Annotated in this window: 20 protein-coding genes; all 20 read left to right on the top strand. The window is 56.3% G+C overall.

The annotated features are described in order from the left end of the window. The first annotated feature begins 190 nt into the window (after positions 1 to 190). The 20 genes from SH410x_RS15385 (at position 191) to SH410x_RS15290 (ending at position 21,767) form a co-directional block, all read left to right on the top strand. Positions 191 to 823 carry a hypothetical protein gene (locus SH410x_RS15385; RefSeq protein WP_473668573.1) on the top strand — a complete coding sequence of 211 codons (633 nt, stop codon included), beginning with the start codon at positions 191 to 193 and terminating at the stop codon, positions 821 to 823. A 31-nt stretch (positions 824 to 854) separates the two neighbouring features. Beyond that, entirely contained in the window at positions 855 to 1,223 is a 369-nt protein-coding gene (locus SH410x_RS15380; RefSeq protein ID WP_473668571.1) for a DUF1257 domain-containing protein, read from the top strand. Further along, a complete protein-coding gene (locus SH410x_RS15375) occupies positions 1,223 to 1,414 on the top strand; it encodes a DUF2997 domain-containing protein (protein ID WP_473668569.1) in 192 nt (63 codons plus the stop codon). The genes SH410x_RS15380 and SH410x_RS15375 overlap by 1 nt, the downstream gene beginning before the upstream one ends. A gap of 14 nt (positions 1,415 to 1,428) precedes the next feature. Further along, on the top strand, positions 1,429 to 2,913 hold the full coding sequence (locus SH410x_RS15370; RefSeq protein ID WP_473668567.1) for an AAA family ATPase: 1,485 nt from the start codon (positions 1,429 to 1,431) through the stop codon (positions 2,911 to 2,913). A 295-nt stretch (positions 2,914 to 3,208) separates the two neighbouring features. Beyond that, positions 3,209 to 4,153, top strand: a complete 945-nt coding sequence (locus SH410x_RS15365) for a hypothetical protein (RefSeq protein ID WP_473668565.1) — start codon at positions 3,209 to 3,211, stop codon at positions 4,151 to 4,153. Further along, a complete protein-coding gene (locus SH410x_RS15360) occupies positions 4,150 to 4,410 on the top strand; it encodes a hypothetical protein (RefSeq protein ID WP_473668563.1) in 261 nt (86 codons plus the stop codon). Before SH410x_RS15365 ends, SH410x_RS15360 begins: the two co-directional genes overlap by 4 nt. A gap of 104 nt (positions 4,411 to 4,514) precedes the next feature. Continuing rightward, entirely contained in the window at positions 4,515 to 4,730 is a 216-nt protein-coding gene (locus tag SH410x_RS15355; protein ID WP_146409758.1) for a hypothetical protein, read from the top strand. A gap of 159 nt (positions 4,731 to 4,889) precedes the next feature. Further along, positions 4,890 to 5,114: a molybdopterin converting factor gene (locus tag SH410x_RS15350; RefSeq protein WP_146409757.1), complete on the top strand. Its 225-nt coding sequence runs from the start codon at positions 4,890 to 4,892 to the stop codon at positions 5,112 to 5,114. Beyond that, on the top strand, positions 5,111 to 6,154 hold the full coding sequence (locus tag SH410x_RS15345) for a hypothetical protein (protein WP_473668560.1): 1,044 nt from the start codon (positions 5,111 to 5,113) through the stop codon (positions 6,152 to 6,154). The genes SH410x_RS15350 and SH410x_RS15345 overlap by 4 nt, the downstream gene beginning before the upstream one ends. A gap of 22 nt (positions 6,155 to 6,176) precedes the next feature. Continuing rightward, a complete protein-coding gene (locus tag SH410x_RS15340; protein ID WP_473668558.1) occupies positions 6,177 to 6,695 on the top strand; it encodes a hypothetical protein in 519 nt (172 codons plus the stop codon). Then, entirely contained in the window at positions 6,692 to 7,387 is a 696-nt protein-coding gene (locus SH410x_RS15335) for a HesA/MoeB/ThiF family protein (protein WP_473668556.1), read from the top strand. The genes SH410x_RS15340 and SH410x_RS15335 overlap by 4 nt, the downstream gene beginning before the upstream one ends. After that, positions 7,380 to 7,778 carry a hypothetical protein gene (locus tag SH410x_RS15330; protein WP_473668554.1) on the top strand — a complete coding sequence of 133 codons (399 nt, stop codon included), beginning with the start codon at positions 7,380 to 7,382 and terminating at the stop codon, positions 7,776 to 7,778. Before SH410x_RS15335 ends, SH410x_RS15330 begins: the two co-directional genes overlap by 8 nt. A 484-nt stretch (positions 7,779 to 8,262) precedes the next feature. Beyond that, on the top strand, positions 8,263 to 8,424 hold the full coding sequence (locus tag SH410x_RS15325) for a hypothetical protein (RefSeq protein ID WP_473668552.1): 162 nt from the start codon (positions 8,263 to 8,265) through the stop codon (positions 8,422 to 8,424). Next, positions 8,408 to 11,671, top strand: coding sequence for a DISARM system SNF2-like helicase DrmD (gene drmD / locus SH410x_RS15320; RefSeq protein WP_473668550.1), 3,264 nt, complete (start codon positions 8,408 to 8,410; stop codon positions 11,669 to 11,671). The genes SH410x_RS15325 and drmD overlap by 17 nt, the downstream gene beginning before the upstream one ends. Before the next feature lie 6 nt (positions 11,672 to 11,677). After that, positions 11,678 to 16,447, top strand: a complete 4,770-nt coding sequence (locus tag SH410x_RS15315; protein WP_473668548.1) for an Eco57I restriction-modification methylase domain-containing protein — start codon at positions 11,678 to 11,680, stop codon at positions 16,445 to 16,447. Beyond that, positions 16,416 to 18,377, top strand: a complete 1,962-nt coding sequence (locus SH410x_RS15310; RefSeq protein WP_473668546.1) for a hypothetical protein — start codon at positions 16,416 to 16,418, stop codon at positions 18,375 to 18,377. The genes SH410x_RS15315 and SH410x_RS15310 overlap by 32 nt, the downstream gene beginning before the upstream one ends. 9 nt (positions 18,378 to 18,386) lie before the next feature. Then, the gene (locus SH410x_RS15305; protein WP_473668544.1) at positions 18,387 to 18,947 is read left to right on the top strand and encodes an ATP-binding protein; all 561 of its coding nucleotides are present in this window, start codon (positions 18,387 to 18,389) and stop codon (positions 18,945 to 18,947) included. Next, on the top strand, positions 18,944 to 20,071 hold the full coding sequence (locus tag SH410x_RS15300; protein ID WP_473668542.1) for a hypothetical protein: 1,128 nt from the start codon (positions 18,944 to 18,946) through the stop codon (positions 20,069 to 20,071). The genes SH410x_RS15305 and SH410x_RS15300 overlap by 4 nt, the downstream gene beginning before the upstream one ends. After that, positions 20,068 to 20,994 (top strand): HipA domain-containing protein, encoded by a 927-nt coding sequence (locus tag SH410x_RS15295; RefSeq protein WP_473668539.1) that lies wholly within the window; start codon positions 20,068 to 20,070, stop codon positions 20,992 to 20,994. Before SH410x_RS15300 ends, SH410x_RS15295 begins: the two co-directional genes overlap by 4 nt. Further along, positions 20,991 to 21,767, top strand: coding sequence for an HIRAN domain-containing protein (locus tag SH410x_RS15290; protein ID WP_473668537.1), 777 nt, complete (start codon positions 20,991 to 20,993; stop codon positions 21,765 to 21,767). Before SH410x_RS15295 ends, SH410x_RS15290 begins: the two co-directional genes overlap by 4 nt. The last annotated feature ends 88 nt before the right edge of the window (positions 21,768 to 21,855 follow it).

Below are 21,855 nucleotides of genomic sequence, written 5' to 3'. Positions count from 1 at the left end.
ATGCCTGGATTGCGGGGCTTTTTTCGTTTCTATCCCATCGTTTTTGAAGGAGACCCAATGGCCTTTGCCGTTCTGGCGGCCAGCAGCGTGCTGGTCGTGCTACTCACCCTGGCTTGGGTGAAGGAGATTCGACTGCGGCGTGCTCTGCAGTCGCTCCTGGCCCGAGTCTTTTCCCAATGGAGAAATCCTCGTGAAGCAAACGAATCATCTTCAACGCGTCACGATGTGCCTGGTTCTGCTGATTCTCAGCGTCGCCGGGTGCAGTGACTCATCTGACGAACGGCTTGCTAAGTTCGCTCAACAATCGATGGCCGAACAGCGCATGCAGAACGACCGAATCGCTGATCAGTCACAAGCCGTCGTGGCCGAAAGCCACCAACTCGCGGAAGCCGCGAAGGAACTGGTCAAAAGCGACGCGGAAGCTCGCCGGGAACTGATCGCCGCCCAATCTGAGATGACTTCGCAGCTCAATGAGCAGCAATCGGTCATCTACTCAGGCCATGACCAGCTCGAACAGGATCGTCGCGATATCGCATCGCAACGTCACCGAGATCCTATCATCGCGACGGTGATTCAGAACTTGGGACTGACGCTTGCGTGCGTGCTGCCGCTCGTGGTCGCGGTGTTTGTGATCCGGCAAATGCAATTGCAGGAACCGGACCATGCGGCGGTCGCGGAGATGCTCGTTCTCGAAATGACATCGGATGAGCCAAGGTTGTTGCCGGGGCCTGCGTCTTGGCGTCCAGCTTTGGATCACGACGACGAGCAAAACAATCACGCATTGTTCAGTGGTGCCTCGACGGACGTCGAGCCACCGATTTAACCATTTATCTCAACACCAGGAGAACCAATCCATGAGCCACATTGTGGAAATCAAAACCGAAGTCCGAGACGAGGTCGCAATCGGTTCCGCTTGCCGACGCCTCAAGCTGGATCCGCCCACGCGGGGCACGGTCAAGCTGTTTAGCAGCGAGGCAACCGGCGTGATTGTCAATCTCTCGGGCTGGCGATACCCGGCTGTGTTCGACACGCGATCCGGCGAGGCTCGCTTCGACACCTACAACGGCCACTGGGGCAAACAGGCTCAACTCGATCGCTTCTTGCAAGCCTACGCTGTCGAGAAGGCAAAACGGGAAGCTCATCTGAAGGGGCACACCGTGACGGAGCAGTCACTCGCTGACGGCTCCATCAAGTTAACCGTCACGGTGGGAGGTGCCGCATGATGCCAACCATCGAAATCGTCGTCACGCCGACGGGACAAACGCAAGTCCAAACCAAGGGATTTACAGGCAGCGAGTGCCGACAGGCCAGTCAGTTCATCGAGCAGGCTCTTGGTCAACGTACCAGCGAACAACTGACCGCTGAGTTTCATCAGCAGGCCAATCAGTCGCAATCCCACCAACAACACCACTAACAAGGAGATCAATCTTGAAACTCAATACCCGTCTCACGGAGTACGTGAGAGCCTGTTTTACGGGCATCTGGATCGAATCACACGAACACCAAGATGCCCTTACCGAAATCGCTCAGCTCTGCCGCGATCAACAGTGGCAACTGGCAACGTGGGACATTGAATCCGGCTTGAACGTTCCCGATCAACCGCAGCAGGACACGATCGGCAACGATCCGTTGACCGCGATCCGGTCGATCAACGCTCTCGCCTCGCCTGATGGCACAGCGATTCTCGTACTGCAGAATTTTCATCGGTTCCTGCAGTCCGCTGAAGTCGTCCAGGCACTGGCACGGCAGATCGTGGCTGGCAAACAGAACCGCACGATCGTGGTCGTACTTTCACCGGTGGTGCAGATCCCGACGGAACTCGAAAAGATGTTCGTCGTGATGGAGCATGACCTGCCCAACCGCCAGGAACTCGATGAGATCGCGCGGGGAATCGCCACCGAAGAGGGAGAATTGCCGAAAGACTCCGAGCTTCAAACGGTGATCGACGCTGCGGCTGGCTTGACTCGCATGGAAGCTGAGAACGCTTTCAGTTTGTCACTGGTCCGTCAGGAACGGATCACTGCCGATGCGGTTTGGGAAATGAAGACCCAAACGCTAAAGAAAAGTGGTCTGCTTTCGCTGTACCGCGGCGGCGAGGATTTCAGCAGCCTGGGAGGCCTGTCGGCACTCAAGGCTTTCTGCAAGCGGGCCATGCTGCAGTCGCACCGAGGCAACTCACGCAATCGACCGCGTGGTGTGCTATTGCTGTCACCACCAGGATGCGGCAAGTCTCAGTTCTGCAAAGCACTGGGAAAGGAAGTTGGTCGGCCCGTTTTGAACATCGATGTCGGCAGTCTGATGGGTTCGCTTGTCGGGCAGTCTGAGGAACGGACTCGTCAGGCACTGAAGATCATCGATGCGATGGCGCCCTGCGTGGCGATGATCGATGAAGTCGAAAAAGCGTTTGCGGGAATGAACGGCAGTGGAGACTCAGGCGTGGCATCACGGATGTTCGGCACGTTCCTATCGTGGCTCAATGATCACGAGTCGGATGTGTTCGTGGTCTGTACAGCGAACGACGTCTCCAAGCTGCCACCTGAGTTCAGCCGCAGCGAACGTTTCGACGGTGTGTTCTTTCTCGATCTACCCAGTCGTGAAGAGAAGGATGCGATTTGGAAGATCTATCGGGATCTCTATGAAGTTGACGCCGCGCAGAGTGCTCCCGATGACACGAACTGGACTGGGGCCGAGATCAAGTCGTGCTGCCGTCTGGCAGCGTTACTTGATCTGCCGTTGAATCAGGCGGCACAGAACGTCGTGCCGGTGGCGGTGACCGCGGCAGAGTCCGTGGGGCAACTGCGTTCCTGGGCCAGCGGTCGATGTCTGTCGGCCAGTCGCCCTGGCATCTATCAGCAGACCAACGGTTCGCCAAAGACTCGTCGCCGAGTCAATCGAGAACCGTCGAACAACTAAAGTCCGTGACTGAAATCCGGGTTTAAAATCCGGATTTTAAACCTGACTGGACGGTGTCCCAACTGGGATGCCGTCCGGCTGATCTTCAACTGGATGGCCGTTCGTAAGTCAATGAGATCGTCCCAGAAGGAGGCCATCAAGGCCGCATCGAGAAGTAGATTCGTCCCCAAGATTGCGACAGCAATCCTCGAACACTTAGCGACCGCTAGCTGTTCTTTCCACTCGTTTTTTGCCACCCCTGCCGGGAGTCGATCATCGCGATCGGCTTCCGGCTTTTCTTTTGGAGATTTTTGACATGTCCACTGTCCTCGAAGAACCGACGTCCCAAAGCGTCACCACCTCCAGTGATCGACTGCGATCAACGATGGCTGCGGCCAGGCTCAGTTTCAACTGGCTCGGCGTTCGCAAGACGCTGACGTCCGAACAGAAGACTCAGGCTGCCGATTCCTTCGACGCTGAGTCGAAATACCTGTCGGCGTCGAAGAAGCTGATCGATACGACCCATCCCGCGTACAAAGCGGTCACGTCGGTTCGATCGCGAGCAGTGTCGTACTGGAAGACGGTGTCGCTTCCCTATCCCGAACCGGGATTGCGGCTCATCAAACGTGAAACCATCGGTGACTTTGACTCACAGATGGAAGTGTTTCGCGACGAGCTGACTGTTGCCGTTTCCGAACTCGATCTGCATTTCGCTGAAATGCGTGAAGCCGCTCGTGACCGACTCGGCGACCTGTTTGACGTGAGCGATTACCCAGCCACGCTGGTCGATGAGTTCGCGATCACGCATGACTTTCCGGCTGTCGAGCCGCCCAACTACCTGCGGCAGCTTAACCCGGAAGTCTACGAATCGGAATGCCGCCGTGTGCAGTCTCGTTTCGTGGAGGCTGTCGAGCTTGCCGAGCAAGCGTTCTTGGAAGAACTTGCGAAGCTCGTCGAGCACTTGACTGAGCGGATCGCTGGCCAAGAGGACGGCAAGCCGAAAGTGTTTCGCGACTCGGCTGTGACGAACCTGAACGAATTCTTCGATCGTTTCCGATCTCTCAACATCGGATCCAATGAGCAGCTCGATCAATTGGTCAGTCAGGCCCGAGCGGCAGTCAACGGAATCGGCCCGCAGGAACTGCGAACGAGCGAGCAACTTCGCCAGAGTGTTTCCACTCGAATGGCGTCGGTGCAAGCTGGTTTGGATCAGCTTCTGGTTGATCGTCCACGCCGCAACATCCAGCGACGACCCCGATGAGCGGTGACATGGAAATTGTCATCACGCCGCATGGAATGATGCGAACCGTGTACTGCGAAGCGATCGAGCTTCACAGACTCGGGAGCATCGATATACGCCGTGGATCGCACGTCGAACCCACCGACGACGGCCAATGGATGGCCGACCTTTCACCCGTCGACGGTCCGATGCTCGGTCCGTTCGACATCCGTAGTGAGGCACTCGATGCCGAACTTCAATGGCTCAACGAGCACTGGCTTTTGCCAGCGTCCCGCTAAGCCTTCACCAATCGATTCGTTTCTCTCCTAGCCCTCGCGAATTGGCACCATGCCGATCGACGAGGGCTTTTTCGTTGACACCTTCCAACTCAGGAACCATGCACATGTTTCAAGCTGAAATGTACCGCAACATCGCTCGTACCACCGGCGACTCTGTCTCCACCATCAAGCGTCTCGGCTTTCTGATCGCCAATCCCTCGCAGCCGATCAGCGATCCGGAAGCCGAACACCTAGGCCCCCACGTCATCGACTGGGACGAGTTCGAGGCCCACCAAGAGGACTTCGATGCGACCACATCATTTGATTTTGCAGCGTTGTAAACCGGACACCGGTTTCACCACTGCGACCCTCGACCGGCGGCACTCTGAACGTGTCGCCGGTCGCTCTTTTGTCCCACGCGGAACCCGACGGCGAAGACACCAACACACGCCGGCGACGACCGCACATCCCCATCACAACAAACCCAGGAACCACAAACCATGAAAATCCTTTTTATCAACAACGACGGAGCCGGATTCGCCAACCACATCGACATCGAAGCCGATACGACGGTGCAATCTCTGTTCAACCAACGCATTGGTGAAGGCAGGGAATCGAACTACTTGATTCGAGTCAACCGCCAGCCAGTCTCCAGCGACCAAATCCTGGTCGAAGGAGACCGTGTCTCGATCACGCCAACCAAGATCGAAGGTGCCGGATCGTGAGTCGCCTCACACCACAGAGCCGCCGCACCGTCAAGCGTGCTTGGCGGATGGCGGGACTCGTCAAGGCGGCCGTTGATCGTCATTGCTCACAGCAGGAAAAGACGCTTCGAGTCCCATCGGCGGATAAGGTGAAGCGATGGCAACGCTTGATATCAGTCGCTAGATCACGTCAATATCACGGTGCTGAGCGGTCGCTTGGCAAGCGTCTGCTTGACGCTCTGAACGATCTTCAACGCGAAGTCGATGACGCCATTTATGCGGCAGCCGCGTCGATGGCTCCACGACGTAGCATTTCGCTAGCTGATGTCACAGCCGACCTGTTGGCGATCGAAGCTGAATTTCCAGCCTGCGATTTTGACTTTACGAAGAAAACCATCGCGGTCACCACTGAACCCATCGAGATCGAGTACACCGACCTCGGTGCGTTCCGAATCGAACTGGAGCTGAAGTATCTGGGACAGTCATGTCCCTATCGCGTGGTCGCAGTTGATCCCAACCCAGCGTCGAGTTGTGATTCGACAACTCATCCGCACGTGCAGTCGGAAGTTCTCTGCGAAGGCGAGGGCCAGGGGCCGATCAAGTTGGCTCTGACCGAAGGACGACTGCATGACTTCTTCACAATCGTGAATCAGGTACTGCACACCTACAACCCACACAGTGCCTACACCACGCTGGGCGACTGGTCGGGTACCGAGTGCCGGGACTGCGGCAGCACCGTTGATGAAGACGACATTTGCTCGTGTGATCAATGTGACGCCCAGATCTGCTGCGGATGTACGTGCTCATGTGACGGTTGCAGTGAAACTCACTGTGACGACTGCATGACGAAGTGCGAAGGCTGCCGAGACCAATTTTGCGGAAGCTGCATTTCAAGCTGCGACCGATGCAACAAACCCTTTTGCCAAGACTGTCTAACGGAGGACACATGCGATGATTGCGTTAACGAAGAAGAAGGGGAGTCGACGTCGGATCCCAGCGAGGAATCGTCAGAGCCTACGGTTCACGCCCTATGCGTGGGCCAAATTGCTATTCCTGCGTGACCTGGGAAACACGGAGGTCGGAATGTTCGGTATCACCAGTCCCGACGATCTACTGCTGATCGAGTCGGTGGCGATGGTCCAACAGATCTGCACGCCCGTTACGGTGTCATTCGATGACTCCGCTGTTGCGGACTATTTCGACGATCAGATCGACGAGGGGCACACGCCTGAAACGTGTGGACGAATTTGGCTGCACACGCATCCCGGCTCGTCACCGCTACCCAGTGGCACGGACGAAGAGACGTTTCAGCGTGCCTTTGGCACCCCGGACTGGGCCGTGATGTTCATCGTCGCTCGCGGCGGTGCCACATACGCTCGGCTGCGGATGAACGTCGGGCCGGGATGCAACAAGCGGCTGGGCGTCGAAGTCGACTATAACACCGAATTCCCGGAGACCGATCAAGATCTTTGGGAATCCGAGTACGAAGCCGCTGTCACGGTTCATGATCCGTTCACTCGGCGTCCGAGGACACTGAGCAGTGATCCCTTTGAGTGGCGGGATGACACCGGCTGGTCGGAAAGTGAATGGGTGGCATCTTGAATACCAACCAAGATCGTTTCGAGCGTCAAGCGAGTCTCGTTCCACGAGATCGTATCCGCGACACCAGCGTTACGGTGATCGGCGTCGGAGCCATCGGTCGTCAAGTCGCTCTGCAACTCGCCTCGATCGGCGTCACGAAGCTGCAACTGATTGACTTCGACACCGTCGAGCTGACGAACGTCACCACGCAAGGCTACCGGGCCGATGAGGTCGGGCAAGCGAAGGCCCTTGCCACGACGTTGGAAGTCGAACGCATCGATCCATCGATCGAGATCGACTACATCATCGACCGCTTCCGCTCAATGCACACCGTCGGTGAAGTCGTGTTTTGTTGTGTCGACAGCATCGCGACGCGGGCAGCGGTGTGGCGATGCCTTCAAAGGCGGATCCAACTGCTGATTGATACTCGGATGAACGGCGAGACGATTCGTTTACTGACGGCTGAGCCCAGCAAATCACGTCACTCGTACGAATCGACCTTGTTCGCTCAGGGTGACGCTCACGCAGGAACATGCACAGCAAAATCGACAATCTACGCGGCATCCATTGCCGCTGGCTTGTCCGTGCATCAATTCACTCGCTGGCTACGCGATATGCCACTGGACAGCGATTTCACCTTTAACTTACTCGCCAGCGAACTGAACGTCGCTGGCGAATTCACATCATCCATTCAGGAGAACACGTTTGCATAATGCAATCACACTCGGCATTACGGCCGAGAGCTCACATGGACAGTCAGGACCAGCAGTCCGGGTGTCCGTGCCCCTGGACGCTCAGGCGAGCAATGACGCGATTCTTGCTGCCGTCCGGCGTTGCCGGATGCTGGCAGAACAATCGCTTCCGAACGAGCCGTCGCAGCGGGATCCCTCGCAAACAGCACCGACCGGTCACCAACCATCGATGAAACGCTTTGCGACTGAAAAACAGATCAACGCGATCGCCATCATGTCAAAGCGACAAGGCATCACGCTCGACCGCACGCTGCACGATCGGTTTGGTGCATCGGCACTCTCAGCACTGACGATCAGCGAGGCGTCCACGTTGATCGATGAGCTGAAAGGCAAACAACCCGCGTCGAAATGACGTTCACCACACCCCGACTCGCGAACCCAGCCGGATCGCATCCGGTTGGGCATCGTGAGCTTTTTTTTAGCTATCAGCCAAATGTTCTTAGCAATAACTGATCGAGTTTGGAATGTACTACAGGGTGCAAGCTAACGAAGCGAGCGGGAGTGCTATCGGTTCAGAAAAGTGGGCCTCGTTGGTCGTCGATGAACAACTGCTGGCACACTGCTCGTCCGTACAATCGCGTCCCGCTGGACACCGAGATGACGTGTCGTGTTTTGGAGTGGATTTTCAGTGCAAAATTGGGGGACCACACACTTTCGCGGCTTCAGCGAACTCGCAGAGTTTGCGAAAACGTGGGGCTTTGAGCTAGATGAGGTTATTTCAGGCAAACTGTGAACCTAGCAGCATGTTGCCGCACGGTTTGGTACCCTATCGGGACGACGGTCCGAGGCCGGTGCGCCCACGAGGAATCAATCCCGAATAAACTTTCCAACCAGGCATGCTTTCCGCTCAGGCGTTGACCGCTGTGTCCGCCGAGTTTGGAGCAGTTCCAGAAACGAATTTAGCGACCGGCGAAGACGCCAGCGAGGCAGAAGTAAGTCTGAGAAGTAATCGTAAGCAAGCCGCAGGGCAGGAAGACCAGCATGACAACGACCATTGAAACACTTCAGCCTGGACAGATCGCTCGCGTACGCCAACGCACCTATTTGGTTGAGCAAATCGTAAAGCCGAAACGGGTCGCGGACAGCACTCTGGTGAAATTATCCTGCGTTGATGACGACAACCAAGGTGCGCCTCTTGAAGTTCTCTGGGAAAAAGAACTCGATCCGCAAGTGTTGACGAGCGAAGCCTGGGAGTCAATCGCGGCAAAGGGTTTCGACGAATCAAAGGTGTTTGCCGCTTACTTGAACACGCTCAAGTGGAACTGCGTCACATCGACCGATCCGAAACTCTTTCAATCACCGTTTCGTGCAGGTATCCGACTCGACGCTTATCAGCTGGAACCTCTGCGAAAGGCGTTGTTGCTGCCTCGCGTCAATTTATTCATCGCTGACGATGTGGGCCTGGGCAAAACAATCGAAGCGGGACTCATCGCACGCGAGCTTTTGCTGCGGAAGAAGGTCCGCGAGATCTTCGTGTCCTGCCCGCCGTCGATGTTGCTGCAATGGAAAGAAGAGCTCGAAGCCCGCTTCGGGTTGACGTTCGAGATTTTGGACAAGGACTACATGAAACGGGTTCGACGGGAGCGCGGTTTCAGCGTCAATCCATGGAGCACCCACACAAGATTCTTAATCTCCCATCGGTTGCTCATCGACGAAGCCTACGCCGGTCCACTCCGCGATCATCTCGGCACCTTTCGCAGTGGATCGCTGTTCATTCTCGACGAAGCCCACCACGCGGCACCATCGAGCGGGCAAAAGTACGCAATCGACTCCCAAATCACTCGATCCGTCCGCGACTTGGCCCCGCGTTTCGAGCACCGTTTGTTCCTGTCCGCGACTCCCCACAACGGGCACTCCAATAGCTTTTCGGCATTGCTAGAAATCCTCGACCCGCAACGCTTCTGTCGCGGTGTCCCTGTATCAGCGAAGTTTCGTGACGAAACGGTCGTTCGCCGGATCAAAGAGGACATTCGTGAAATTCAAGGTGGTTTTCCAAAACGCCGCGTCGTCCAGGTCACCATCGACGGACTGCCAGACGATGCACCCGAACTCAAACTCTCACGTCTGCTGAATGAATACCGGCAGACTCGTGAAGAACGCCTCAAAAACGAAACCAAACGCAAGCAAGCCGCATCCGGCCTGCTGATCACGGGCCTTCAACAGCGACTGTTGTCGTCGATCGAAGCCTTCGCGAAGACACTCAAAGTGCATCGCAAGACGGTCAAGCGACAATGGGAAAAGATGCAAGCCGAGGCGATCGTCGAAGCCGAGACACCGCGACGAGCCGATCTGCTATCCGGAAGTGTCGACAATGACGACGAGCGAGCCACCCTGACCGAAGAGGAAATGGAAAACGAGGTCGCGTCCCAAGTCGAAGCAGTCTCCGCGACAACGATGGGGCCGACGAAAGACGCAGCGTCCCAAGGCTTGTTCGCTCGCGAGCAACAACTGCTAGAGGAAATGACCGACGTTGCCGAGCAATCACGGGGCAAGACGGACACGCGAACGGAAAAACTGATCCAGTGGATTCGCGACAACATGTGTCCCGACCTGGGAAAGAAAGATGCCCAGTGGAACGACACTCGTGTGTTGATCTTCACCGAGTACGACGACACGAAACGCTATTTGGTGAGTCGCCTGGAAGCTGCCATTGCCGGCAGCGACCGCGCCGACGCTCGCATCAACATCTTTCATGGCCCCACACCGCCACCCAAACGGGAAGAGATTAAGCAGGCCTTCAACACCGATCCGCGAAAACACCCGGTTCGGATTCTGATCGCTACTGATGCCGCCCGCGAAGGTCTGAACCTGCAAGCACACTGCAGCAACCTGTTCCACTTCGACGTGCCTTGGAACCCAAGCCGAATGGAGCAGCGAAACGGACGAATCGACCGTAAGCTGCAAGCCAAAGACGAAGTATTCTGTCACTACTTCGTCTACACCCAGCGGCCCGAAGACCGCATTCTTCAAGTCCTGGTTCGCAAGACAGAAACGATTAAGAAGGAATTGGGAAGCCTGTCCCAGGTCATCGACGCCAAGCTGACCAAGTCCATGAGCCTGGGCATTCGACACGGTGCCATCGACGACCTCGAAGCGGAGATCGACGCCACCGACATTGCCGAAAATCATCGAGCGGCTATCGAAGACGAACTCGAAGCCTCGCGAGAGCGGCAAACTGATCTTCGCCAGCAGATCGATCGACTGCGAACGTTGCTCGAGAAATCTCGCAAGAGCATTGGACTCAGCGACGAACATTTTCAATCCGCCATCTCATGCTCGCTGGCTCTGCTCGGCACCGAGACTCTCGACGAGACCAAAGACGACGATGGGGCCAGGTGTTTTACCTTTCCCGCCATCGACGAACGGTCCGGTGCCGATCCGACATGGGCCGAAACGATGGACACGCTGCGTGTCCCGCGCCGACGCGACCAAAAACTGTGGGAATGGCGGCGATCGTCACCCATTCGCCCCGTTGTATTTGAAGACCCTGGCGTCGTCGGTGATGACTTCGTTCATTTGCACCTCGAACAACGTGTCGTCCAACGCCTGCTTGGACGGTTCACGGCTCAGGGATTCGTTCATCACGATCTATCGCGAGCCTGCTTTGCCCAGGCAACCGACTCGATTCCCCGCGTCGTGCTTCTCGGGCGTCTGGCACTGTATGGCGAGGGTGCTGCCCGCCTGCACGAAGAACTCATTCCCGTCACCGCACGTTGGTCGGCCCCCAGCATCCGCAAAGACCCGCTTTCGCCATATGCGAAAGACGCGGAAGCCAAGACGATGGGCTTATTGAACGACTCATTGCTCGATGGTGGTGGCATAAAGCTCACCCCTGAGGTCATCGAACAGCTCAGGCAGTCCGCCGCCGGCGACATCGGCGAATTGCTAACGCATCTTGAAACCCGCGGCGAGGAATACGCGGCCGATGCGGAAAGGAAACTCACGGCCCGTGGAGTCGCCGAGGCAAAGGCGATGCGAGAAATCTTGGAAACGCAGCGCAAACACATTTCCGAGACCATCAAGCGCATTTCCAAACTCGACCCCAAGCAAATGCGATTCGACTTTGGTGAGATCGACGATGAACTACTGCAACTTGACGCCAACAAGCGTTACTGGGCAAAGCGTCTCGAAGAACTCCGCGAGGAACTGAAAACGGAGCCGGATCGGATCGCAAGCATCTACGAAGTCCAAGCCAAGCGGATCGAACCGGTTGGGCTGGTCTACCTCTGGCCGGTGACGGGGTAACAATCCATGGCTAAATCACCTGAAGAATTCGCTCACATCGAATGGCTGGGATACGTCCAGCCCATCGGGCTTGTCGTTTCGATCCCCGCGATGCTCGAAGCCCAGTGCTACGTCAACAAGAACATTATGGGCGAACATGCCCGGTTCTTGGAATGCTTGGTGCAAGACGAGGCCGGTACGACGATCCCGGAGATTCGCGATCTGCGTGAGTTCGTCCAGGCTGTGTTGGGCTGGGAAGCCGAAGACCTAATTGACATACCGGCTCGCGAAGTCCTGCATGGCAACATGGCCAAGCTGGAAGTCGTCTTGCCTCAGTACAATGAAACACTGCGGCCGACGCATGCGGTGCCCGTGTTCAAGCCCGACGAAGATCAGAACCCATGGATGCTGTTGATCCAGGAATGGCCCGCCGCCACGGACCTTGATGACGCCGGCGACGCCGATAGCAGTCGACATTGGAACGCTTCACCACAGGCCAAGTTTGAACGATTGCTGCGTGAGACCGAAGTTCCGATTGGGCTATTGTCCAACGGACGCTCCCTTCGGCTCGTCTACTCGCCTCGTGGCGAAACAAGTGGCTACGCCACGTTCAATGTGGATGAAATGGCCCAGGTTGCTGGTCGTCCAATGTTCGCCGCCCTGCACATGCTGTTGTCGGCCGAACGCATGTTCTCCATGGGCGACAGTCAACGGTTGCCTGCAATCCTGCTTAACAGCCGCAAGTATCAAAATACGGTCTCCACTGAACTGGCGGAGCAGGTCCTGGCGGCACTGTACGAATTGATGCGCGGCTTTCAAGCTGCCAACGACGTTCGCAATGGTGAATTGTTATCAGGCGTTCTCGACCGCGATCCGAACCAAGTTTATTCCGGGTTACTGACCGTCCTGATGCGGTTGGTATTCATCCTCTACTCGGAAGACCGCGACCTGCTGTCCAGTGATCCGATCTACAGCAATCACTACAGCGTCACCGGGCTGTTCGAGCGTCTGCGAGAAGATGAGGGCCGGTTCCCCGACACGATGGATCAGCGGTTTGGCGCTTGGAGTCAACTCGTCACGCTGTTCCGACTGGTCTACGAAGGCGGCCAGCACGGCGAATTCAAACTACCCGCCCGAAAAGGATACCTGTTCGATCCCGATCGCTATCCATTCTTGGAAGGCCGATCATCCACCGCCTCGACGGAGACCGCATCGAGTGACAGCACATTAGAAGCTAGACCTGAGCAAGCCCCTTCCGAGCCCCCAGTAACTCTTGAATTTCCAGTCAACCAAGCCGAATCAGAAGCCCAAAGAGTTGCCGAAGCCACACCAGAATTCAAGCTCAACGAGGATACGAAGTCCTCGCTTGCCCGACGCGACGCCGCCCTTGACCAGCCAACGCCGGTACCACGGGTCTCGGACGGAATTGTGTTCCGCGTCCTGAAAAACTTGCTCATCCTCGGTGGTGAACGACTTAGTTACCGGACGCTCGACGTGGAACAGATCGGCAGCGTGTATGAAACCGTGATGGGATTCAACTTGCAGGTCGCTGCCGGCAAGTCGATCGCGATCAAGCCCGTCAAATCACACGGTGCGCCGGCGACGGCCAACCTCGATGAGTTGCTAAAAACCGAAGGCAAGGATCGAGGCAAGTGGCTCAAGGAGAACGCAGATCAGAAAGTCGGCACCGCCGATGCCAAACTTTTAAAAGCTGCGACCAACATCGAAGAACTGCTCACCGCACTCGATAAGAAAATCGCTAAGAAAGTCACGCCGCGAGTGGTGCCGGCTGGGGCGATCGTTCTGCAGCCATCGGACGAACGACGTCGCAGCGGATCGCATTACACCCCGCGGTCGTTGACCGAGCCGATCGTTCGCACGACTCTTGAACCGATATTGAAACAGTTGTGCGATCGGGAAGCACCCGAACCAGCTGTCTATTCGCCCAGCCGCGAAGACAAACGACGTTACACTGCTGGCGAACTGGGTGCGCGGGTTCGCTTGTCACAGAAAGCCGTCAAACACGCTCAAGCCGCCCGCACCGTCGGCACACCCCACCCCTCCCAAATCCTCGGCCTGAAAGTTTGCGACCCGGCGATGGGCAGCGGAGCCTTTCTGGTCGAAGCGTGCCGCCAACTGGGCGATGAACTGATCAAAGCGTGGTACGCGCACGATGTCGTCCCGACCGACATTCCCCCCGATGAAGACGAAGTGCTTTACGCCCGCCGTCTGATCGCCCAGCGATGTCTGTACGGAGTGGACAAGAATGTGATGGCGGTCGATCTGGCCAAACTCTCGCTATGGCTGGTGACGCTAGCCAAAGACCACGCCTTCACGTTTCTGGACCATGCCCTGCGTCACGGCGATTCGCTGGTGGGTCTGACGCGCGAGCAAATCATTGGCTTCCATTGGGAAGTGAAAAAGCAGCAGAAATTTGGCGAAGACCTGATACAGCGGCGTCTGGACCGAGCGACCGAAGCGCGGGCCAAGATCCTTAATGCCCGCGAAGACGTCGCCTATCGCGACCAACAACAAAAGATGGCCCTCGCCAATGAGGCGCTGGACCTGATCCGTCTGGTGGGCGATGCGTGTGTGAGCGGTTTCTTTGCGGGTCAGAAAAAGAAGGAGCGTGAAGAGCACGCCGAGCGTCTGTTTGGAGTCGCCAGCTCTTATTTAGAGAGTTTGACCGCGGGGCGTGGGAAGCAGGTGGATTTCGAGTCGCGTCGCGTTTTGGGCCAGGCCGCCGCGCGGCTGCGCGCAGGCTCGCACCCCATCCCTGCGTTTCATTGGGAGATTGAGTTTCCTGAAGTGTTTGCGAGGGAGAATGGCGGGTTCGATGCGTTTGTGGGGAATCCGCCGTTTGCGGGGAAGAACACTATTTCCCAAGGAAGCCATAGGAGCTTTCCTGATTGGCTAAAGTCTGTTCACGCGGATTCGCATGGCAATGCTGATTTAGTTGCACACTTTTTCCGTCGAACATTCGACTTACTACGTCAAGGTGGCGCGTTCGGCCTGATAGCGACCAACACAATCGGTCAAGGTGACACTCGTTCAACAGGGCTTCGATGGATTTGCACGCATGGTGGAACGATCTTCAATGCAATTCGCCGCTACAAGTGGCCAGGAGTTGCCGCAGTCGTTGTCAGTATCGTGAATGTTGTCAAAAAGCCCGAAGCTGTTGCTAACGGCGCTTGCACTTTGGACGGTCGCGACGTGCCACTCATTTCTGCTTATTTGTTCCATGCCGGAGGGCATGAAAATCCACGAACGTTAAAGGCGAATGACGGCATTGTTTTCCAAGGGCCAATTCCGCTCGGAATGGGGCTGACGTTTGACGACAACGACAAATCAGGTGTAGCAACACCCATTGATGAGATGCGGCGTTTGATCGACGCAAATCCTGCGAATCAAGAGCGGATTTTCCCGTACATCGGCGGCGATGAAGTGCTGAATGATCCGCGACACGAACACCGACGCTTCATAATCAACTTTGGGACCATGTCTGAAGCGGAAGCGAGACGATGGCCTGATCTAATTTCGATCGTCGAGTCGAAAGTGAAAGGGCAGCGCGGATCGCATTCAACCGCGCCGTGGTGGCAGTTTGAGAGACCGCGACAAGAACTGCAAGACACTATCGCAGAATTGGACTTTGTGTTGATGCACCCGTTTACTTCGACGTATCTTGCATTCGCGAGAATAGACGCGAAAACGATCGTGTCCGGCCCGCACGTCGTCTTTGCGCAGAACTCGTTCGCAACATTTGCGATTCTTCAATCGCAGATTCACGAGACCTGGTTTAGGTTCTTTGGGTCATCTTTGGAGGACCGATTGCGATATGTAATCTCCGACGTTTTTGAGACGTTTCCCATGCCAGTGCCGAACCTCGCGGATATATCAGGTGAATCAACTTGTGCGGACCTGACGCGGAGTGGCGATGCACTGTACCAATTTCGAGCGGAACTCATGATTTCCGCAGATGAGGGACTCACGAAGACATACAACCGCTTTCATGATCCGCATGAGCAGTCGGAGGGCATCTTAGAGCTTCGTCGTCTTCACGGTTTGATGGATGGAGCGGTGCTGCGGGCCTACGGCTGGGACGACCTCGCCGAGAGCGCTCGCTGTGAGTTCCTGCTCGACTACGAAGAGGAAGAAGACGATGCTGACGCGGGGCCGCCCGCAGCGGGAGCGCGGAAAAAGTCCAAAAAGAAAAAGCCCTGGCGTCTCCGCTGGCCCGACGAATTCCGCGACGAAGTCCTCGCCCGCCTCCTCGAACTCAACGAACAACGCCACAAAGAAGAGTTGTTAGTTGCCAGTTCGCAGTTGCCAGAGAAGAAGGAGAAAGCGAAGAAGCCGAAGAAGGTCGAACCAACTCCGCTGTTCAAGGAGCTTGATCGTGACGAACGCACCGTGGTGCTGCTGGTCCAGCACTTCAACCTAATTACTCGTGATGGACTCGATGAAGGTTTCATCGCGATGCGTTATCCCAAATTGCGAAAGGCAAAGCTTGGATTGGGCGATCTGCCAAAGACCATTCCTGCCGCCGATCCGGGCCGCGACGCAGTGATCGGTGGCTTGGTCGACAAGGGCTTTCTGGCCAAACACCCAAGCGAACACCAGCAAATCTGGACGCTCGGCGAAACGCCTCCGCCGCTCGGAACGATCTCAAAGAAGGAAACCGAGGCACTCGAAGAGACTCGGTTGATCTTTCAACAAGCCATCGACGCCGACAACGGCATGGCGACTTGCAACGAGGGGGTGACCGATGCCAAACCCGGTCTTGTTTCCTCTGCATGAGGACTTGGTGCCCGACACCCATCGCACCGAACCGCTGGTCTGGATTCGCCGCTTGGTCGTTCTGCGGCAGCCGGATCGTGATGCGGTAATTCGCGACATTCCCTTCGACTGTGGCTTGAACATCATTCGCACGGAGGAACGCAAAGAGAACGAAGAACGTGTTGTCGCCCACAGCGTGGGCAAGACGCTACTGATGCGATTGATCCGCTACACCGCCGGTGAAACGAATTACACCTCCGATGAATCGCAAAACGCACTCGCCAAGGTGTTGCCGGATGCCGTCGTGGTCGCTCATTGGCGAGTAGATGGGCAGGATTGGATCGTCCGCCGGCCGTTGCACCAACACGACGCTGCGGAAAGTGATGCGATCGAAAGCGACCAATGGCAGGCCGCGTTGGATGATTCCGCCGAGAAACAATCACTAAAAGTGTTTCTTCGACGCCTGGATGCCGCCATCGGGGGCGACTTGCCTCGATTGGAGATCGCCAAAGATCGAACTCCCAAGTGGTTGGACATTCTCGGTTGGCTGGCCCGTGATTGCGAATGCGGCTATCGCCAAGCGAATGATTGGCGACACGCCGACACCAATTCCGGTTCGCCGGGCGATCTGAATATTCACAAACTGATGATGCAGTGGCTATGCGGGCTGATGACGCCGGACGAGGCGAGGGTGAAGAACGAACACCGTCGACTGTTGGCCGAACATCGCAAAGCCAAAGCCGCCGCCGAACGACAATCGAAGACGACGACGTTGACACAGCAGAACCTGCGAGATTCGATGGGGTACACCCCGAAAACGGAATCTCCGGAGGGCGATGATTCGCAGTTTCTCGCGGGCAATCCAGAATGCTCGTTTCTAGAACACGCACAAGCGATGTTGGATCAAAGTAACGCGATACTGGGAGAAGTCCGTGAGTCGTCACCGGTGCCAGGCTTGGAAGCCAAGCTCACTGAGATCGAATCGAGGCTAGATCAAGCGAAGGCGGCGGAGACGGAAGCTTCGACGTCGGTCAAATGGAATAGAAAGTATCAACGCGACTTGCAATCTGCTGGTGACGAACCACCGCTGCTGCAAAAATGTCAGGCCGATCCGTGTTGGCTTCGCGAAAAACGGCAGCAAGACCAAAAACACGCCCGAGACGAACGAAACGTCCAACGTCTGGCCGACACCGCCCAAACCATCGAAGAGCAAACCACGGCGGAAAAGGAAGCGGGCGAATTGCGAAAGCGACTCGAGGAGGATGTCAAAGCTGCAAAGGAAGACCTGCGTCTGGCCAAGGAACGTCTGACTGAGAGTGAAACCAAACTCATCGAGCAAATCGGCAAGTGGAAACAACACGTGAGCGACGCCACGCGGTTCGACGGCGTCCAGCACGCGACGACCGAACTGGAGCAAAACGTTTCCAACTTATCCAAGGCGATCGAGGCCTCCAACGAAACTCAGGATGTCGCGCGGTCAGCGATGGACCACCGCCAACGGGTCCACGATGCGTCGGTCGCGTACACACAGGTTCTGCAGCGGTTCTTTGACGAGGACGCCACCGGCACGTTCCAGGTCGACGGCAACGGGCTGCAACCCAAGCCGGCTCAAAAGCTGACCCCCAATGGTCGCGCGCTCAGCGCGATGGCCTCGGTCATCGCATTCGATCTGGCCAGCGTGATGGCCAGCATCGCCGGCGTCGGCAACCACCCCAGGTTCCTGATTCACGACAGTCCTCGGGAGGGCGAAATGGAGATGCCGCTATTCAAACGCCTCTTCGACGTCGCCGTTTACCTTGAAAGCGTCTTCGGCAACTCACCCCCGTCCTTCCAATACATCGTAACCACCACCAACGCTCCCCCCAGCTACCGCATCGAAAACGAACCTCACACCCGCCTAATCCTCCACGGCCGCGAACCTGCGGGTCGGTTGCTGAAGCTGAAGTTCTAGCGTCTACTCTTGTCCAACCAATTCTCAACAGCATCAACAATGGCAAAAAAGAAAGCTTACCCTCGTCGACTCGATCCAAGCGATGACGACACCACAACTGCCAGCATGTCGACTACGAAAGAGATAGTCGCCTACCGTGCCTATCCGACATTACTTGTCTTGGAGGAAGCCCACCATTACCTGCGTTCCGTATCGCTTGAGGATGGATCAACCGGCGATGCATTGGCGTACGAGAGGCTTGCGAAAGAAGGGCGGAAGTTCAATCGGGCCCTTTGGATCAGTACTCAGCGGCCATCGGAGGTTTCCGGCACAGTTCTATCTCAATGCGGCACGTGGGCATGCTTTCGGCTAACCGGACAAGCCGACATACAAGCGGTCAGCAATGCCACCGAGTGGCTTGACCGAAGAGAAGTTGCGGCGATTTCAGGTTTGCCACGTCAGCAGGCGTTTTTGTTTGGATCTGCAATTCCACTTCCAACTCGCGTGCGAATTCCTGATGCCTTCCCCACTCCAAAGTCGAATGACCCACAGTTTGAACGCTGGAATGCTAAGACGGCGAAGAATCCATGATCCCGGATGCATTTGAGCGTACCGTTCGGATTCCCGTGCAATGGATCGACGGACAGTGGCAGTTGATCGGCGGTGGAAAGCTGCCGGAGTTGAAGCCGAACGTTTGCGCTGAATTGTTCATGCCCGCCATCGCCTTGGCGATGGATGAAGAACGCGAACGTTGGACGGCGGGCGAGACCGTCGTTTTCTTGACCGCAGGAACGGAACTGCTGGCGCAGGTGAACCGGAATCGTGTTCCCGGTCCAATGAAAGAAAAAGCACTTGAGAAGCCTCAAAAAACGGGGCACCCCAGTGCCTACGTGCCAATCGAGCTTTTGTCCGATGTGTCGCTCTCGTTGATTCCGGGGAAGAAGGCGGGGCTTGCCGGCGGACATTGCCGTGTTGCTGCATTGGATATCGAAGTCGATAGCATCAACGAGGCACTCACACGGATCAGCCGGGAGTTTGAGCCCGATCGGAAATCTTTCGGTGGAAGCGTTTTCTTGAAAGTGTTCATCGAACGAGATTCACGATTGATATCGTTAGATGACCTCCGCGACCAAAGGACCAGCGTGGCGGCATTGGACGCTGCACGACCTCGGGATCGGTGTGACTCATGGCTGGAGCTGTCCGTGTCGTTGTCTCGAGTGTCGGACATTTGGAATGCCCATCAGCAACAACTTGCTTCCGACGCGGTATCGCAACGGTTGATCGCCAGACCTCAAATGATGCCTATGCCGGCAGGCTCAAATGAATTACTCGAGAAGGCGACATCGGAGTTTTTCGACTTTCGGACCAACACGTTGATCCATTCAGATGCGGGACTGATCGAGCTGATGGATCGCTTCCATGATCGAAACGAAACCAGCGAAGAGATTCAAAAGCTGAGAGGATTTCACGAAGTCATGGACCGTGCGGTCCTCAACGCCTACGGATGGCAAGATCTGGCGTTGTCAGCTCGATGCGAGTTTCTTCCACCACCCGGAGTCAAGCAGGTACGGTTCTTTCGGCGATCGGCCCAAGACGAAAAAGAGCCTCGACTTCGCTGGCCAGATGACTTTGAGAAAAAGGTGCTCGATCGACTCGTTGAATTGCCCAATGCTGGAGGGGATCGCGATAACGCCATGCTTGGTGGGTTGTCGTGACGCCCTACTCTATTCATCAAATTGACGCTAGTCTTTCAGAAGATTTGGAGCAGCTCGGCACCAAACCGAAGTTCTGGTTCACGTTTAGAAATCATCGAACGTTGTTCAAAGCTGACAATCGCGAGACCGGTGAAGACTGGGCAGAAGTGATCGCCGCGAGGATCTGTGAGCTGCTCGGTCTGCCGCATGTGCCTTACGAGCTCGCGCACGATACTCGCAATGACCTACCCGGCGTTGTTTGCCCCAATATTGCAAACAAGCCGAGGGCGCTTGTCTTGGGTAATCAATTGATGGTCGAGGTCGACCCCGAATATCCCGCAGAAGAGGAGAAGAAATACGGCGTCCGTCAGCACACGGTTTCGGCCGTCGCGAAAGTCCTTGAAAAGTTGGATCCTCCACCGATCGACGAGCATTGGCGTCCAGAGGGCGTGTGCAGCAGTGCGGTGGATGTTTTCATTGGCTATGTGATGCTGGACACGTTGATCGCCAACCAAGATCGTCACCATCAGAACTGGGGTGCGATTCGGGAAGGTAATCGAAGCTGGCTCGCGCCGACGTTTGATCACGGCGCGGGACTGGCACGTAACGAACCTGATCTCAAACGCCGGCGTCGTTTGGATGCTGGTGATCGCCAGCGGCAGATGGAAGCCTTCGCCCGGCGAGCCAAGTCGGGGTTCTACGACACAACCTCGGATAGCCGAACGTTGCGGAGTCACGATTGCTTCGCTAAGTGGCGGGAAATCGACAGATCCGTCGGTGACTTTTGGATGGAGCGCCTTAGCGGCATCGAGCGTCACCAATTTGCGGAACTGATTGAGCAAGTGCCCGAAGGGCGGATGACTCGGTCGGCGAAAGAATTTACACTGGAGCTGCTGTTGACCAATCAACACCTTCTGCTTTCTCAAGGAACTGAAATCTCGTGAAACCCATTTCGTCACTCTTTGTCGCTTGGCACACCGAACAGCCAAGCCCTCGTTGGGGGCCAGTGGCAAGGGTGGATGCAATGCGGTCGTCCGTCGGAAACGCGGTGAATTATCGCTTCTGTTACACCGAAGGCGCTCGTGGTTTGGACGGTTTCCGGCCGTTTGATGGAATGACAGATTTGGGAGCGGTCTATCAGTCGGAAGCATTGTTTCCGGTGCTGTTGAATCGGTTGCTTCCAAAGTCACGCCCAGAATACAATGACTTTCTTCGCTGGAACGACTTCAATCCCGCCGATCCGCCAGAACCATTGGTGTTGCTTCAGCGCAGTGAGGGAATCAAGAAAACCGATGCGATCGAGGTGTTCCCGTGCCCGGTTCCAGATGACCATGGTTGTTATCTGAACCACTTTTTCGTACACGGCATGAGATATCAACTGGACCGCAGCGATGCGATCCAGGCTTTGTTGCAAATGCACGCCGGGGACCGTCTCACATTGCGATGTGAACCCGACAACCCGGTCGACCCTTTCGCGGTTGCGATTGATTCGGGCCAAACGCACATCGGCTATGCACCTCGCTATTTGGCCTATGACTTGACCCGACTGCTGCGAGATTGTCCCAGCGGCACCGTCAATTTATTCGCTCAGAAGGTGAATCCCGACGCACCGTTCCAGCAGAGACTTTTGTGTCGCTTTCAAGGATGCTGGCCAGCCGATTTCAAGCCATGTAGCGGGCCTGAGTTTGAGGCCATCCCCGAGTTAGTGGGTGTGTAGTTTGATTTGCGGCGTCGGTTGAGAGTGCGAGCTCGAACAATACAAGCCTGACGTGTAAGAGAGCGACCTGAGCAGGAGTGTCATTCGC

It is taken from the genome of Rhodopirellula sp. SH410 (assembly GCF_055811895.1).
Note: the sequence above shows the minus strand (reverse complement) of the source record. Positions and strands in the feature narration are given on the sequence as shown.